The organism is Mesorhizobium loti (assembly GCF_003148495.1).
GTDB lineage: Bacteria > Pseudomonadota > Alphaproteobacteria > Rhizobiales > Rhizobiaceae > Mesorhizobium > Mesorhizobium loti.
Window position 1 is genome coordinate 91,960 of the sequence record NZ_QGGH01000005.1, and the last position, 14,717, is coordinate 106,676.

Sequence of the window (14,717 nt, forward strand, 5' to 3'; positions counted from 1 at the left end):
TCCTCGCGGTCAGCCCTTGGGCCGTGAAGCCTTCTCGGCGATGCCCGAACGCCCGGTGCGGCCTTCGAGTTCCCTAAGCACGTCGCTCAGCGGAACCCCGGAGAGGCCGAGAACGACGAGCCAATGATATATAAGATCGGCACTTTCCGAAACGAGGGCCGGTTTGTCGCCCTTGACGGCGGCAATCACCGTCTCGACCGCCTCTTCGCCAAGCTTCTGCGCCGCCTTGTCGATGCCGCGCGCGAACAGTTTTGCCGTCCAGGAATCCGGATCACCGGAATGGGCGCGTTCCCCAACGATTTTTTCCAGATCTGACAGCGAAAACTCAGCCATGGCCGTCATCTATCTGCTTGTTTAAGCATGATCTTTTTCCGAAAACCGGTTCCCACTTTTCGGGACCATGCTTTAAGACCGATTACCGAGGGAGTCCAGCCGCATCGGCAGCCCCGCGGCGGCCATATGCGCCTTGGCCTGCGCTATCGTGTAGGTGCCGAAATGGAAGATGGAGGCGGCCAGCACCGCTCCGGCGTGACCATCGCGAATGCCTTCGACCATGTGATCGAGCGTGCCTACACCGCCGGAAGCGATCACCGGCGCGCGCACCGCATCCGCAATCGCGCGGGTCAGCGCGATGTCGTAGCCGGCCTTGGTGCCGTCACGATCCATCGACGTCAGCAGGATCTCGCCGGCGCCGCGATCGACCATTTGGCGCGCAAACTCGACCGCATCGATGCCGGTCTTCTCGCGCCCGCCATGGGTGAAGATCTCCCAGCGATCGGCCTCGCTGGCTCCAGACACTTTCTTGGCGTCGATGGCGACGACGATGCACTGGTTGCCGAACTTGTCGGCGGCCTCGGCGACGAAATCCGGGTTCTTCACCGCCGCCGTGTTGATCGACACCTTGTCGGCGCCGGCCAGCAGCAGCTTCCTGATGTCGGCGACCTGACGCACGCCGCCGCCGACGGTCAGCGGCATGAAGCATTGTTCGGCGGTGCGGGCGATGACGTCGAAGATGGTCTCGCGATTGTCGGACGACGCGGTGATGTCGAGGAAGCAGAGCTCGTCGGCGCCGGCCGCGTCATAGGCCTTGGCCGCCTCGACCGGGTCGCCGGCGTCGATGAGATCGACGAAATTGACGCCCTTGACGACACGGCCGTTCTTGACGTCGAGGCAGGGGATGACACGGGCTTTGAGCATCAGCGGCCCTCTATCGTGGCGATAAGATCGTTCAGCAACTGGCCGACCAGCGGCGGAACATCGGACTGCCCGTCGAAAGCCGGGTCGTAGGCGGAGACGGTGATGCCGACGACCGGCACCGCAAGCGCCATAGCGCAAGCCGCGTCGCGCAACTGTTCCGGGCTCGGCCCGCCTGATGTGACGTAGCGGTTGGCCTGCAACTCCCGGGGATCGTGCACGTCTAGATCGAGATGCATGTGCACGCGTTTGGCACCGGCGGTCTTCAGTCTTTCGGTCGCCTGGGCCACTCCTGGACATTCCGTCCGGACGATCGGCAATGTCTCGAGAAGCCGTTTTTCCGCCGGATCGAGATCACGCGCGTTGACGAGCACACAGCGCGACGGATCGATCGGCTTGAAGCCGGGAATTGCCGCCGCCATCGGCCGCCAGCACAGGCCGAGCACAGTCGCCAGCGCCATGCCATCGAGAAAGCCATAGACGGATGTCTCGGGCGTGTTGAGGTCGCCATGTTGGTCGGCCCAGATGATCGCATCGGCGGCTTCGCCGGCGACAGCACCGGCACTGGTCAGGCAATTTCCGGCAAGGACGATGGGAAACCGGCCGGCGTCACGAGCAAGGCGAACCTCGGCTGCAACCGCGTTGCAGACGGCAAAGCCGGTGGCGATCTCGCGCTCCTGGATGTCTCCGACCCTGCCGATGTCTTCCACCGTAACGTCATGGCCGGCCATGGTCAGGGCGTCGACGAGACCGCCTGATATCAGCGCGTCCGGACCCTGGCCCATGCCGCCATGATAGTGGCCGCTGTCATAGGAGGCCAGGATGATGGAGATTTTCACGGTCGCGTCTCCGCCGTCGCCCTGCCTTGCAGGATCGCCAGAGCCTCCGCCGGATCGATGCGGCCGTCATAGAGCGCGCGGCCGGAAATCGCGCCTTCGAGCTTTTGCGCGTCGGGCATGGTCATACGCACGATGTCGGCGATCGAGGCGAGGCCGCCAGACGCGATGACCGGGATCGAGACGGCATCGGCAAGGTCGATGGTGGCGTCCCAGTTGATGCCGGTTAGCACGCCGTCGCGGTCGATGTCGGTGTAGATGATGGCGGCGACGCCGGCGCCCTCGAATTTCTTCGCCAGTTCGATGACGCCGAGGCTCGACGCCTCGGCCCAACCCTCCACGGCCACCTTGCCGCCCTTGGCGTCGATGCCGACGGCCACCTTGCCCGGGAAGGCCTTGCAGGCCTGCTTGACCAGATCGGGATCGCGCACCGCCACCGTGCCGAGGATGACGCGGGCCAGCCCGCGATCGAGCCAGTCCTCGATCTGCGCCAGCGTGCGGATGCCGCCGCCGAGCTGCACCGGGTTCTTCGTCGCCTTGAGGATGGCGCCGACCGCTGCACTGTTGACGCTCTGGCCCTGGAAGGCGCCGTTGAGGTCGACGACATGCAGCCATTCGAAGCCCTGTTGCTCGAAGGCTTTGGCCTGGGCTGCCGGGTCGTCATTGTAGATGGTGGCGGTGGCCATGTCGCCGTGCTTGAGGCGCACGCATTGGCCGTCCTTGAGGTCGATGGCGGGGAAAAGGATCATCCGTTCAGGCGCCTTCAACGATGACGAAATGGCCTGATGAGGCGGCAAGCCGGAATTTCGAGGCATGCTGATATTCCGGCGAATGATAGCATTCGACCGCCTTGTCGTAGGATTCGAACTCCACCAGGACGTGACGATTCCCGGTTGGTCCTTCGGGATTCTCATAGCGCCCGGCGCGCACGGGGAATTTCGCACCGTATTTGGCAAAGGCGATGGCATTCGCCTCGATGTACCGCTTGTAAACCTCTGGATCGCGGACATCGACCATCGCCATCCAGTAGCCCTTCTTGCTCATGGTTTATCCCTTTGCTTGAGCATGATCTCGGGACAAACGGGAACCGTTTGTCCGAGAAAACCGGGGGCCACTTTTCGGGATCATGCTCTACGGCCTCCAGCGCAGGAAATTGGTGATCAGGGCAAGGCCGAGCGCCTGGCTCTTTTCCGGATGAAACTGCGTGCCGACGAGATTGTCACGGGCGACGGTGGCCGTCACCGGACCGCCATAGTCGGCGACCGCCAGGACTTCGTCCGCCTTGCGCGCATCGAGATGGTAGGAATGGACGAAATAGGCGTGCAGCCCTGTGGTTCCGGTTGGAATGCCGGCAAACAGCGGATGCTGGCGCTTAAGCTCGATCGTGTTCCAGCCGATCTGCGGGATCTTCAGCGCCGGATCGGCTGGCGTGATCTCCTTGACGTCGCCTGATATCCAGCCGAAGCCGTTGGTAATTGTCTTTTCCAGGCCGCGCTCAGACATCAGCTGCATGCCGACGCAGATGCCGAGGAAGGGCCGGCCCTTGGAGATGGCCACCTCTTCGACCGCTTCCCACATGCCATCGACGGCATGCAAGCCGGCCGCGCAGTCGGCATAGGCGCCGACGCCGGGCAGGACGATACGGTCAGCCGTGCGGACCCGTTCGGCATCCGATGTCAGGTCGATCTCAGCCGATATGCCGGCTTCACGCGCGGCACGCTCGAAAGCCTTGGTGGCCGAGCGCAGATTGCCCGAGCCGTAGTCGATGATCGCAACCCGCATGTCAGCTTCTTCCCGGGATGTGGGTCAGCCCCAGCGCCATGCCCGGCTGCGCAGGGCGCGCAAGGGCAGCATCGGGAACCATGCGCGGCATCGGCGCGACCTCATCGGCAAGCGTTTCCGACTCCAGCGCATAGCGAATATCGGCATCGTCAAGCCTGCCGGCCTGTACCACGCCCCATTCGTGCCAGCCGCGCCGGCGAAGTGCTGCGATGCGCAGCCCCTGGCCTTCCAGGCCGACATAGAGCGAAACCAGCAGCGACAGCAGCGAGCCGGCTAGTCCAAGGCCGAGCTTTTGGCCCAGCATAGAAAGCAGGCCCATGATGACGAAGGCAAGTGCTGCTTCGAGCCACAGCCGATGCCAGGCGAACCAGAGTGGCGGCACCAGAAAACCGAGCCAGGCGAAGCCATCGCGGACAAGGGCCGTCGCATCGACCTTCTCGCTGCGGCCGGGCGGTTCCATCACGACATAGCTGGCCATGGCCTACCCCTTCAACGATCCCTTGGTGGAAGGAACCGCGTCCGGCTGGCGCGGATCGCGTTCGAGAGCCGCGCGCAGCGCACGCGCCACCGCCTTGAAGCAGGTCTCGGCGATGTGGTGGTTGTTGGCGCCATAGTGGTTGGTGACATGCAGCGTGATGCCGGCATTCTGCGCCAGCGCCTGGAAGAACTCGCGCACCAGTTCGGTGTCGAACGTGCCGATTTTCGGCGACGAGAAGGAAACATTCCAGACCAGGAACGGACGGCCGGATACGTCGATCGCCGCACGCGTCAGCGTCTCGTCCATGGCAAGGTCGATCGAGGCATAGCGCATGATGCCGCGCCGCTCGCCGAGCGCCTTGGTCAATGCCTGGCCGAGCGCGATGCCGGTGTCCTCGACGGTGTGGTGGTCGTCGATATGCAGGTCGCCCTTCGCCTTGACCGTCATGTCGATCAGGGAGTGGCGCGACAGCTGGTCCAGCATATGGTCGAAGAAGCCGACGCCGGTGGCGATATCCGACTTGCCGGAGCCGTCGACATGGACCGACACGGAGATGTCGGTTTCCTTGGTCTTGCGGCTTGCTTCGGCGGAACGGGGCGGCATCACTCTATCCTTGTCCCAGAGGTTCACATCGTGACCGGCTCAGAGGCTTCAGGCGCTTGCAGGCTTGAAAACGAAAGCCTTCTAGCAGCATGGTCCGGCGATTGCCAGTTGCCTCTGACAGCGGTATCGGCCTTGCCAGAGAGGCGATTTGCAATCATCGGCCCCATGCATACATATGGCCGATCAAAGTTACTCGTACCGCGCCAATCGCCTTTTCGGGATAGCGCTGCTCGGAGCCAGGAAATGTCTAATGAACTGACCATGCACGCCACGACCATCGTGACGGTGCGCAAGGGCAACAAGGTGGTGATCGCCGGCGACGGCCAGGTCAGCCTTGGCCAGACCATCATGAAGGGCAACGCCAAAAAGGTGCGCCGCATCGGCAAGGGCGGCAATGTGATTGCCGGTTTCGCCGGCGCCACCGCCGACGCCTTCACGCTTCTGGAGCGGCTCGAAGCCAAGCTCGAACAATATCCCGACCAGCTGACGCGCGCCTGCGTCGAGCTCGCCAAGGACTGGCGCACCGACCGCTATCTGCGCCGGCTGGAAGCGATGATGCTGGTTGCCGACAAGTCGGTCTCGCTGGCGCTGACCGGCACCGGCGACGTGCTCGAACCCGAATTTGGCGTCATGGCCATCGGTTCGGGCGGCAATTACGCGCTGGCCGCGGCACGCGCGCTGATGGACAGCGACAAGGATGCCGAGGAGATCGCCCGCAAGGCGATGCAGATCGCGTCCGACATCTGCGTCTACACAAACAACAATTTCGTTATCGAAACGCTCGATGCCGGCTGAAGAGGTGGTGACCTATGATTTTCGGCCGGTGACGGAAAAAGACCTGCCGATGATCGCCGGCTGGCTTGCCGAGCCGCATGTTGCCGAGTGGTGGGACGATCCGGAGACGGAAATCGTTGAGATTCGCGACCACATCGATAGCATTTCCGTCGAGCCGCTGATCGTCGAGCTCGACGGCAAGCCGATAGCCTATCTGCAAAGCTACGATCCGCATCTGGAAGACGACCACCCCTATGCCGACCAGCCGTTCGGCACGCTGGGCATCGACCTGTCGATCGGCCGGCCGGAGCTGGTCGGCCTCGGCCATGGCTCGGCAATCGTGCGGCAGTTCGTCGAACAACTGTTCGAGGAAGGCGTGCCGCGCGTCATCATCGACCCGCATCCAGACAACGGACGCGCCATTCGCGCCTATGAAAAGGCCGGCTTTGCCGCCTTTGACACCAGAACAACGGAATACGGGCCAGCCCTGATGATGGCGTGCGAAGCACCGCAGGAGCCCAGTTGATCAGCGCTGAAACGCTCGATAAGGCAGTTGCAGCAGGTCTGATCTCGCAAACCACGCGGGATCAGCTGGAGGTCATGGAACGCGCGGTCGCTCTCGCCCCCGAGGCCAGGCGCGCCGATGACGAGGGTGACGAGGAAAACCTGCGGCTGGTCGGCGGCGGCAACGATCTGTTCGTCACTGTGGGAACCGTTCTGCTCAGCGCCGGCTTCTTCTTTGTCCTCACCACCTTGCTTCCAGGCCAGACATTCTGGATCGCCGGCATCCTCGCGGTTTTCACCTGGGGGCTCGCCGAAATTGTCACACGTCAGCACCGGATGAAATTATCGTCGTCCGTGCTTGCCCTGATTTTCATGGCCGCCATTCTGGTCGCTCTGGCGCTACAAGTGGAGGCCAGCTTCGGCATTCGCAAGCCGGAGACTATCTGGCAGCTATTGGCGTTGCGCCAGACGGCATCCCGGGCCGGATATCTGTTCCTGGGCGGAGGAATAATTGCGGCGGCGATCTATTTCTGGCGCTTTCGCGTCCCGATCATTGCCGGGGCTATCGCCATTGCCTTCACACTGCTTGCCTTCCTGCAAACGGCGATAATCCTGTATGACAGTGTGACAACGGGCGCGATTGCGCCGCCGCGCCTTGAGGATGTGCCCGAATTGCTCCGCGCCGCACTCTACATGCCGCTGATCTGCGGCCTGATCGTGTTCGCAACGGGTGTAGCTTTTGACATTTACGATAGGGATCGACGCAAGATCTGGTCCGATTGCGCTTTCTGGCTGCATGTCGTCTCGGCGCCCATGCTGGTGCATCCACTCTTTATCATGGCAACCGGCCAGAACGTCGTATTCGGACATATCGCGCCGGATGCCAATGCAACCATCATGCTGACGATTCTGATCCTTGGCTTCCTCTATGTCGCGCTTGCCATAGACCGCCGTTCGCTTCTGGTTCCTACATTGGCTTACTTCGGCTCGCTGGGCATCTATTATCTGGTGAATTCCGCCTCCGATTCGACGGGTATCCCGCCTTTTGCCTTGATCCTGGTCGTTGTCGGCGCGCTGATTATTCTGTTCGGGGCTGGCTGGCAGCGTATCCGGCGGATTGTCGTCAAACCCACTTTGCCGGCGACCGTGATCCGCCGGCTACCGCCGCTGAAGGCGTGACGGGCTTTGTGATGGTCGAGACGGCGACGCGGAAGAGAGGCAACAGGGTATGAACGCATCCGGCGAGGACAAAGACCTCTCGGCCTACGAAGACAGCTGGCGGATGGGGCTGCTGATCGTGCTTGGGCTGATCATTGCCCAGGCCGTCACGCTCTATTTGATGGGCCGGACACCGATCTGCACCTGCGGCTACGTCAAGCTCTGGCATGGCGTCGTGCAGAGTTCGGAGAATTCCCAGCACATTTCGGACTGGTACACGTTCTCGCACATCATCCACGGCTTCCTGTTCTATGCCCTGGCGCGATTCATGTTCCCACGCTCGCCGATCGGCTTGAGGCTGGCCTTCGCCGTCCTCATCGAGGGCGGCTGGGAGCTGCTCGAGAACAGCCCGTTCATCATCGACCGCTATCGCGCCGGCACCATCTCGCTCGATTATTACGGCGACAGCATCATCAATTCGGTGTCCGACACACTGGCCATGGTGCTGGGATTTGTGATGGCGCGAAGGCTACCTATATGGGTGATCGTCAGCCTCGCTATCATCTTCGAACTCGGTACCGGCTATCTCATCCGGGACAATCTGACACTCAACGTGATCATGCTGCTGCATCCGTTCGAGGCCATCAAGCAGTGGCAAAGTGGAATTTAGTGATATGAGCACCTTCTCTCCCCGCGAAATCGTTTCGGAACTTGACCGCTTCATCATCGGCCAGAAGGACGCCAAGCGCGCCGTGGCGATCGCCTTGCGCAACCGCTGGCGCCGCCAGCAGTTGGAAGGCCAGATGCGCGAAGAGGTGATGCCGAAGAACATCCTGATGATCGGGCCGACCGGCGTCGGCAAGACCGAGATCTCGCGCCGCCTGGCGCGTCTGGCCGGTGCGCCTTTCGTCAAGGTCGAGGCGACCAAGTTCACCGAAGTCGGCTATGTCGGCCGTGACGTCGAGCAGATCATCCGCGACCTGGTCGAGATCGCCATCGGCCTGGTGCGCGAGAAGATGCGCGAGGACGTCAAGGCACGCGCCCACGTCAACGCCGAGGAACGCGTGCTGGAAGCGCTGGTCGGCAAGACGGCGAGCCCGGCCACCCGCGATAGCTTCCGCAAGAAGCTGCGCGACGGCGAGCTCGACGACAAGGAGATCGAGGTCGAGGTCGCCGATACCGGCAATGGCGGCATGCCCGGCTTCGAAATCCCCGGCATGCCGGGTGCCAATATCGGCGTGCTCAACATCAACGACATGCTGTCGAAGGCGATGGGCGGCAAGAAGACCAAGACGCGCAAGACGACGGTAAAGGAGTCCTACGACCTGCTGGTCAACGACGAATCCGACAAGCTGCTCGACCAGGACGAAGTGGTGCGCCGGGCGCTCGATGCGACGGAAAACGATGGCATCGTCTTCCTCGACGAGATCGACAAGATCGCGTCGCGCGAAGGCGGCATGGGCGCCGGCGTTTCCCGCGAAGGCGTGCAGCGCGACCTGCTGCCGCTGATCGAAGGCACCACGGTGGCGACCAAATACGGGCCGTTGAAGACCGACCACATACTGTTCATCGCCTCGGGTGCGTTCCACGTTTCCAAGCCGTCAGACCTGTTGCCGGAATTGCAGGGCCGCCTGCCGATCCGGGTCGAGCTGCGGGCGCTGGAGAAGGACGATTTCGTCCGCATCCTGACCGAGACCGAGGCCAGCCTGATCAAGCAGTATATCGCTCTGATGAAGACCGAGGGCGTCGACCTGACCTTCACCGACGACGCCATCGATTCGCTGGCCGGCATCGCCGTCGACCTCAACGCAAGCGTCGAGAACATCGGCGCCCGGCGGCTGCAGACGGTGATGGAACGGGTGCTGGACGAAATCTCCTACGACGCGCCCGACCGCAACGGCACCAGCGTCACCATCGACGCCGCCTATGTGGAAAAGCATGTCGGTGATCTGTCGCGAAACACAGATTTGTCGCGATTCATCCTTTAAACGACGGCGCCGGAACGTTCCGGCGCCGGTCGAGGCAACATTTTCCGGCAAGCAAAATCATGTGTGGCCAGATGGTACCATCTGGCCACCTTTCGTAGTGCCGGGTGAAGGGGTGCTCTCGACTCGACCAAGAGCTTTACCTAGTTTGCGCGGCAATTCTCGATCTCTTGGTTGACGCAATTCCGGACGGAAAACCGTTTCACACTTTTCCTGGAATTGCTTGGGCGGCGGCGCATGAAAAAACTGATCCTGATCATTCTCGGCTTGACGCTGGCGGCGACGCTGTTCGCGACCGAGGCGGCGACATTGGTGCCGCCGGGAAACCGCAACACCGAGCAGCCTGACATTCCCGGCGCCTCCAGCCGGCGCACGCAGGCCACCAACACCACCTTCCAGGCGAAATACCGCAAGGTCTACGCCCTGCTGCAGAATGACGCCGAATTGCGCGGCAAGATCAGGAAGGCCGCTTCCGCCTACGGCATCGATTCGATGCATATTGTCGGCGCCATCGTCGGCGAGCATACCTACAATGTCGACGCCTACGACCGGCTGCAGACCTACTATGTCAAGGCGATCTCCTACCTCTCCAGCAAGCTCTCCTTCGCTTATGACGGCGAGGACATCACCGATTTCGTGCAGCGGCCCGAATTCAAGAAATGCGCCGGGATGTCCGACAGCTACGATCTGTGGGAATGCCGTGAGCAGGTGTGGAACCATTCGTTTCGCGGCAAGTCAGTTGGCGGGACCAGCTTTCCCGACGATCGTTTCGGCGCCACCTTCTTCCAGCCCTATTATGCCGGGCAGACCTTCGGCCTCGGCCAGCTCAATCCTTTGACCGCCTTGCAGATGAGCGATCTGGTGCACAAGGTTTCAGGCCTGCCGAAGCTCGACGTCGGCGATCCCAACTCGGTCTACAAGACCATCATGGATCCCGATCTGACGCTGCCTTACGTCGCCGCGACGATCAGGAAATCGATCGACGCCTACAAGAGCATTGCCGGTTTCGACATTTCGGGCAATCCGGGGCTGACCGCCACGCTCTACAATGTCGGCAATCCGGAGCAGCGCGCCTATGCGCTGAAGGCGGAGAACGACAGGCGCCGGGCCGCAGGCGAGCCGGTAAAGCTGCCCGAGGAGAATTACTACGGCTGGCTGGTCAACGACAAGCTGCCGGAGCTGAAGGCGCTGTTCTAGGGTCTTCGCCCTGTATTCCTAGCTGTCGCCGCTCAGGCCGCCAGCAACGACTTCAGCTTGACCGCCTGCGAACCGAGCGCTTCCGGCGCCGGCTTGGCCCGCTTGCCGATCAGCATTTCGGCCAGCCTGATGTCGCGGGCGACCGCATTGCCGGGGCCGATGCCGCTGGCCGCCACCAGCCTGCCGTCTTCGGCCAGATGGAACAAGATGAAGGCACCATCGCCGAGATCGCGGCGCACGGTGCTGCGACCTTCGTCGGACAGCCCGGCGATCTGCAGGCTCAGGCCGTATTGATCCGACCAGAACCACGGCACCGCCGCATGCGCCTCGCCGGCGCCCAGCATATTCCTGGCTGCCAGCGCGCCCTGTTCCTGGGCGTTGCGCCAGGCTTCCAGCCGCACGCGGCGGCCGCCATAGACGGCGAGCGGAAACGAACAGCAATCGCCGGCGGCAAGGATGTCGGGATCGCTGCTGCGCAGCTCGGCATCGACAGCGACGCCATTGTCGATCGCCAGGCCGGCTTCGGCCGCAAGCCCGGTCACCGGCACGGCGCCGATGCCGATGACGGCCAGATCAGCTGATATCTCCTGTCCGCCGACAAGTGTGATCCGCACCTCGTTGCCATCGTCGGCGATGGACGCGATGCCGTCGCCGCACAGGATGTCGACGCCCTCGGCGACGTGCGCATCATGGATGATCTGGGCGATCTCGGCCGGCACGCCGCGCATCAGGATGCGGGGCTGCGCCTCGATGACGATGACCGCGGCGCCGAGCTTGCGTGCCGCGGCAGCGAGTTCGAGACCGATGAAGCCGCCGCCGATGACGGCGATACGGTTGCCGGCGGTGAGATGCGCGCGAATGGCGAGCGCGTCAGTGAAGGTTCTGAGATAGACGCAGCGCGGACCCAGCCCCGGCATCGGCAGCTTGCGCGGCGTCGAACCGGTTGCCAACAGGAGCTTGTCGTAGGGCAGGGCCGAACCGTCCGACAGGCTCACCGCATGCGCCGCACGGTCGATCGCGACGGCCTGAACGGAATGGATATGCCGGATCGACTTCTCGGCCAGAATTGCGTCGCTGGCGATCGCCTTGATTTCAGGCGCTTCGCTGACCATCGCCTCCTTGGACAGCGGCGGGCGCTCGTAGGGCAGATGCGGCTCATCGCCGACCAGCGTCACCGGCCCGTCATAGCCCAGCTCACGCAGCGCCAATGCTGCCCGCCCACCGCATTCGCCGGCGCCGATGATGACCATTCCCCGCGCCATGTCAGTCATCCGATCTGGATCAGGACTTTGCCAGCATCAACCTTGACCGGATAGGTTTTCAGGTTGACGCAGACCGGCGCGCCGCGGGCGTCACCCGTCTTGTAGTTGAAGCGGCCATTGTGCTTGGGGCATTCGATGATGTCGTCCATCACCAGCCCGTCGGCCAGATGCACCTTTTCGTGCGTGCACAGGCCGTCGGTAGCGAAGAACTCATCGTCGGGGCTGCGATAGATGGCGAAGGTGCGGCCGCCATGGTCGAAGCGCATCACGTCCTCCTCGTCGATGTCGCCGGTGGCACAGGCCTCGACCCAGTCGCTCATTGATTCCTCCACAAAAATCGGGCCTCCCCGGGAAGTCGGATAATCGCACGATCATTCCGCCGCAGCGGCGACGGCGTTGTCGTGGAATTCCCCGCGATAAGGCCTGGCGGTCGGTGGCAGCTCGCGCTTGAGGAAATAGTCCTCGTTGCGCAGCTGGCGCAGGAAGGCCGGGATCATCTCGCGGTAGCCGGCCAGGATCGACGGTGTCGGCGCCGGCAGGTCGTGCTTGATCAGTTCGTGCAGCTTCGGCAGCGCATGATACGGCACCATCGGGAACATGTGATGCTCGACATGGTAGTTCATGTTCCAGTAGATGAAGCGGCTGATCGGATTCATGTAGACGGTGCGGCTGTTCAGCCGGTGGTCGGTGACGTTGTCGGCCAGGCCGCCATGCTGCAGCAGCCCGACCATGACGTGATGCCAGGCGCCATAGAGCCTGGGCAGGCCGACCAGCATCAGGGGCAGGAACGAACCGGAATACAGCGCCAGCGCGATGGTGGCGGCGTAGATCGCCGTCCAGATGCGGGCGATGCGGATCGCCTTGGGCTGCTCCTGTTCGGGAATGAAGGTCTTTTCCGCCGCGCTGATGTTGCCGGCGGCGTTGCGCAGCATGTCTGATATCGCATGCCAGGCGTCGAGCACGCCGACGAAGCCCAGCATGGCGCGAACCAGGTCCGGCGGCCGCATGACGGAGATTTCCGGGTCGCGGCCGACGATGATGGTGTCGGTGTGGTGACGCGTGTGGCTCCAGCGCCAGGTCACCGGATTGCGCATGATCATGAAGCAGGCGATCTGATAGACCGCATCATTCATCCATTGCGTCCGGAAGGCGGTGCCATGACCGCATTCATGCCAGCGTGAATCGGTGGAGGAGCCGTAAAGGACGCCATAGACGAAGAAGAACGGCACGCACCACCAGCTACCCCAGAACCAGGCGCCGCCGGCGCCGCTGACGATCAGGGCGGCAAACCAGATGATGGTATCGCGGATCGCCGGCCCGTCGGAGCGCTGCATCAGCTCCTTCATCTGCTTGCGGGACACATCGGTGTGATACCATTCGGCCGCCGACAGGCCGGTCTCGACGGCGAGCTTCGCGTCGCGGCCGGTCAGGCTGTAGTCCCGCCGGGACGGTGTTGCGGTCATGATTGCCTCCCACGGCAAACGGCGCTCGCCATAGCGAATGCCAGCCACTCATTGGCTTCGAGGCTGAAAATAGCGCTAGCCCATGATAGACTCAACATCACAAAGATAGTTTCTATCATTTCCTATCAGAATGATGTAGAAAGCCTCAGGCAATCCAATGAGGCAAGCATGGCGAAACGGCCGACCATTACTGACCTGGCGCGCATCTCCGGCGTCAGTGTTGCCACAGTGGACCGCGTGCTCAACAGCCGCCTGCCGGTGCGCGAGGAAACGGCGCGCCGCGTTTACGAGGCGGCGACCGAGATCGGCTATCACGCCGCCGGCCTGATCAAGCAGCGGATGCGCCATGAATTGCCCGAGTACCGGCTCGGCTTCCTGCTGCTCAAGGGCAATTATGTCTTCTACAGCGAGTTCGCCCGCGAGCTTGAACTTGCCGTGTCGCGATCGCCACGTTTCCGCGGCGTTGCCACAATCGACTTTGCGGATTCGCTGACCCCCGATGAAATCGTCGAGCGCGCGCGCAGACTGGCGGCCAAATGCAGGGCCGTCGCTTTGGTCGGGCCGGATCACCCGACGTTGACGGTCGCCGTCGAGGAGATGAAGGCCAAAGGGTTGCCGGTGTTTTCCCTGCTGTCCGACTTCGCCGCCGGCATCCGCGAGGGCTATGTCGGCCTCGACAACCGCAAGGTCGGCCGCAGCGCGGCCTGGATGATCTCGAAGGCGGCGAAACGGCCGGGCAAGATTGCCCTTTTTGTCGGCAGCCACCGTTTTCACGGCCACGAACTGCGCGAAATCGGCTTTCGCTCCTTCTTTCGCGAACAGGCGCCGGAATTCACCTTACTCGAGACATTGGTCAATCTCGAGGCCAACCAGATTACCCAGGACACGCTGCTCGATCTCCTTGGCCGCCACCCTGATCTGGTTGGCTGCTATGTCGCCGGCGGCGGCATGGAAGGCGCGGTCGCAGCGCTCAGGCAGGCAAAGCCGGCCGAGATGCCCGCGGTCATCTGCAACGAGATCAACGCGACATCGCGTTCCGCCCTAGCGGATGGCATCCTGACGATGGTGATCTCGACGCCGTTAGCCGCCCTGTGCCGCGAACTGGTCGACCTTATGGCGCACGCCATCGAGACGGGTGCCGCGAACGCGCCTGGCCAGACCTTCCTGCCGTTCGACATCTATCTGCCCGAAAATATCTAGGCTCTCGAGCTTCGGTTCAGCCGCAGTGCCAGTGACGATGCTGCCAAGGCATCGGCTGATCGCCGGCGACCGGCGGCAAGCGCCCATCATCCGAAAATCGCGCATCGGATTTTGGAATCTCCCTTGACGCCTCACGGCAAAATGGAATAAATATTTCACCAACTGTGTATTTTGGTTCTTTCGTTCCGGCGCATCTGGTTCAAACAGAGGGCCTGGCGTTCCAGCAAACGGCAAGGCGTCACCCGGAACAGAAACGACATCAGGGAGAGATTCCCCGGGGA

At 62.6% G+C, this 14,717-nt stretch carries 18 protein-coding genes; 7 read left to right on the forward strand and 11 right to left on the reverse strand.

Going from position 1 to position 14,717, the window contains the following annotated elements; translation table 11 throughout:
- Window positions 1–9 precede the first annotated feature (9 nt).
- From C8D77_RS20170 to hisB, 8 genes are all read right to left on the reverse strand, one after another.
- Complete coding sequence (locus tag C8D77_RS20170) at window positions 10–333, reverse strand: phosphoribosyl-ATP diphosphatase (RefSeq protein ID WP_109667712.1); 324 nt, start codon at window positions 331–333, stop codon at window positions 10–12.
- Between the two features lie 72 nt (window positions 334–405).
- Window positions 406–1,200: an imidazole glycerol phosphate synthase subunit HisF gene (gene hisF, locus C8D77_RS20175; protein WP_164757838.1), complete on the reverse strand. Its 795-nt coding sequence runs from the start codon at window positions 1,198–1,200 to the stop codon at window positions 406–408.
- On the reverse strand, window positions 1,197–2,033 hold the full coding sequence (locus C8D77_RS20180; protein WP_109666985.1) for an arginase family protein: 837 nt from the start codon (window positions 2,031–2,033) through the stop codon (window positions 1,197–1,199). Before C8D77_RS20180 ends, hisF begins: the two co-directional genes overlap by 4 nt.
- Window positions 2,030–2,779 (reverse strand): 1-(5-phosphoribosyl)-5-[(5-phosphoribosylamino)methylideneamino]imidazole-4-carboxamide isomerase, encoded by a 750-nt coding sequence (gene hisA / locus C8D77_RS20185; RefSeq protein WP_109666987.1) that lies wholly within the window; start codon window positions 2,777–2,779, stop codon window positions 2,030–2,032. The genes C8D77_RS20180 and hisA overlap by 4 nt, the downstream gene beginning before the upstream one ends.
- A gap of 4 nt (window positions 2,780–2,783) precedes the next feature.
- Window positions 2,784–3,074 (reverse strand): DUF1330 domain-containing protein, encoded by a 291-nt coding sequence (locus C8D77_RS20190; protein WP_109666990.1) that lies wholly within the window; start codon window positions 3,072–3,074, stop codon window positions 2,784–2,786.
- 87 nt (window positions 3,075–3,161) lie between these two features.
- Window positions 3,162–3,812: an imidazole glycerol phosphate synthase subunit HisH gene (gene hisH / locus C8D77_RS20195; RefSeq protein ID WP_109666992.1), complete on the reverse strand. Its 651-nt coding sequence runs from the start codon at window positions 3,810–3,812 to the stop codon at window positions 3,162–3,164.
- A gap of 1 nt (window position 3,813) precedes the next feature.
- Window positions 3,814–4,290 (reverse strand): DUF2628 domain-containing protein, encoded by a 477-nt coding sequence (locus C8D77_RS20200; protein ID WP_109666994.1) that lies wholly within the window; start codon window positions 4,288–4,290, stop codon window positions 3,814–3,816.
- Window positions 4,291–4,293: 3 nt separating this feature from the next.
- A complete protein-coding gene (gene hisB / locus C8D77_RS20205; protein WP_109666996.1) occupies window positions 4,294–4,893 on the reverse strand; it encodes an imidazoleglycerol-phosphate dehydratase HisB in 600 nt (199 codons plus the stop codon).
- A 243-nt stretch (window positions 4,894–5,136) separates the two neighbouring features.
- Between hisB and hslV the strand changes: the two genes are divergently transcribed.
- From hslV to C8D77_RS20235, 6 genes are all read left to right on the forward strand, one after another.
- Complete coding sequence (gene hslV, locus C8D77_RS20210; protein WP_109666998.1) at window positions 5,137–5,688, forward strand: ATP-dependent protease subunit HslV; 552 nt, start codon at window positions 5,137–5,139, stop codon at window positions 5,686–5,688.
- On the forward strand, window positions 5,678–6,193 hold the full coding sequence (locus tag C8D77_RS20215; RefSeq protein ID WP_109667000.1) for a GNAT family N-acetyltransferase: 516 nt from the start codon (window positions 5,678–5,680) through the stop codon (window positions 6,191–6,193). The genes hslV and C8D77_RS20215 overlap by 11 nt, the downstream gene beginning before the upstream one ends.
- On the forward strand, window positions 6,190–7,350 hold the full coding sequence (locus C8D77_RS20220; protein WP_109667002.1) for a hypothetical protein: 1,161 nt from the start codon (window positions 6,190–6,192) through the stop codon (window positions 7,348–7,350). Before C8D77_RS20215 ends, C8D77_RS20220 begins: the two co-directional genes overlap by 4 nt.
- Before the next feature lie 49 nt (window positions 7,351–7,399).
- Window positions 7,400–7,999 carry a DUF2585 domain-containing protein gene (locus tag C8D77_RS20225; protein WP_109667004.1) on the forward strand — a complete coding sequence of 200 codons (600 nt, stop codon included), beginning with the start codon at window positions 7,400–7,402 and terminating at the stop codon, window positions 7,997–7,999.
- Between the two features lie 4 nt (window positions 8,000–8,003).
- Window positions 8,004–9,317 (forward strand): ATP-dependent protease ATPase subunit HslU, encoded by a 1,314-nt coding sequence (hslU, locus tag C8D77_RS20230; RefSeq protein WP_109667006.1) that lies wholly within the window; start codon window positions 8,004–8,006, stop codon window positions 9,315–9,317.
- A 234-nt stretch (window positions 9,318–9,551) separates the two neighbouring features.
- Complete coding sequence (locus C8D77_RS20235; protein ID WP_109667715.1) at window positions 9,552–10,511, forward strand: DUF1402 family protein; 960 nt, start codon at window positions 9,552–9,554, stop codon at window positions 10,509–10,511.
- Window positions 10,512–10,543: 32 nt separating this feature from the next.
- Here the strand turns inward: C8D77_RS20235 and C8D77_RS20240 are convergent, their stop codons facing one another.
- From C8D77_RS20240 to C8D77_RS20250, 3 genes are read right to left on the reverse strand one after another with little or no spacing between them, the layout of a single operon-like run.
- On the reverse strand, window positions 10,544–11,782 hold the full coding sequence (locus tag C8D77_RS20240) for an NAD(P)/FAD-dependent oxidoreductase (RefSeq protein ID WP_164757619.1): 1,239 nt from the start codon (window positions 11,780–11,782) through the stop codon (window positions 10,544–10,546).
- The gene (locus C8D77_RS20245; RefSeq protein WP_027161041.1) at window positions 11,779–12,093 is read right to left on the reverse strand and encodes a Rieske (2Fe-2S) protein; all 315 of its coding nucleotides are present in this window, start codon (window positions 12,091–12,093) and stop codon (window positions 11,779–11,781) included. Before C8D77_RS20245 ends, C8D77_RS20240 begins: the two co-directional genes overlap by 4 nt.
- Window positions 12,094–12,144: 51 nt before the next feature.
- Window positions 12,145–13,236: a fatty acid desaturase family protein gene (locus C8D77_RS20250; RefSeq protein ID WP_109667721.1), complete on the reverse strand. Its 1,092-nt coding sequence runs from the start codon at window positions 13,234–13,236 to the stop codon at window positions 12,145–12,147.
- Window positions 13,237–13,404: 168 nt separating this feature from the next.
- On the opposite strand from C8D77_RS20250, the gene C8D77_RS20255 reads away from it, so the two are divergent.
- Window positions 13,405–14,436, forward strand: coding sequence for a LacI family DNA-binding transcriptional regulator (locus C8D77_RS20255; protein ID WP_109667008.1), 1,032 nt, complete (start codon window positions 13,405–13,407; stop codon window positions 14,434–14,436).
- Window positions 14,437–14,717 lie beyond the last annotated feature (281 nt).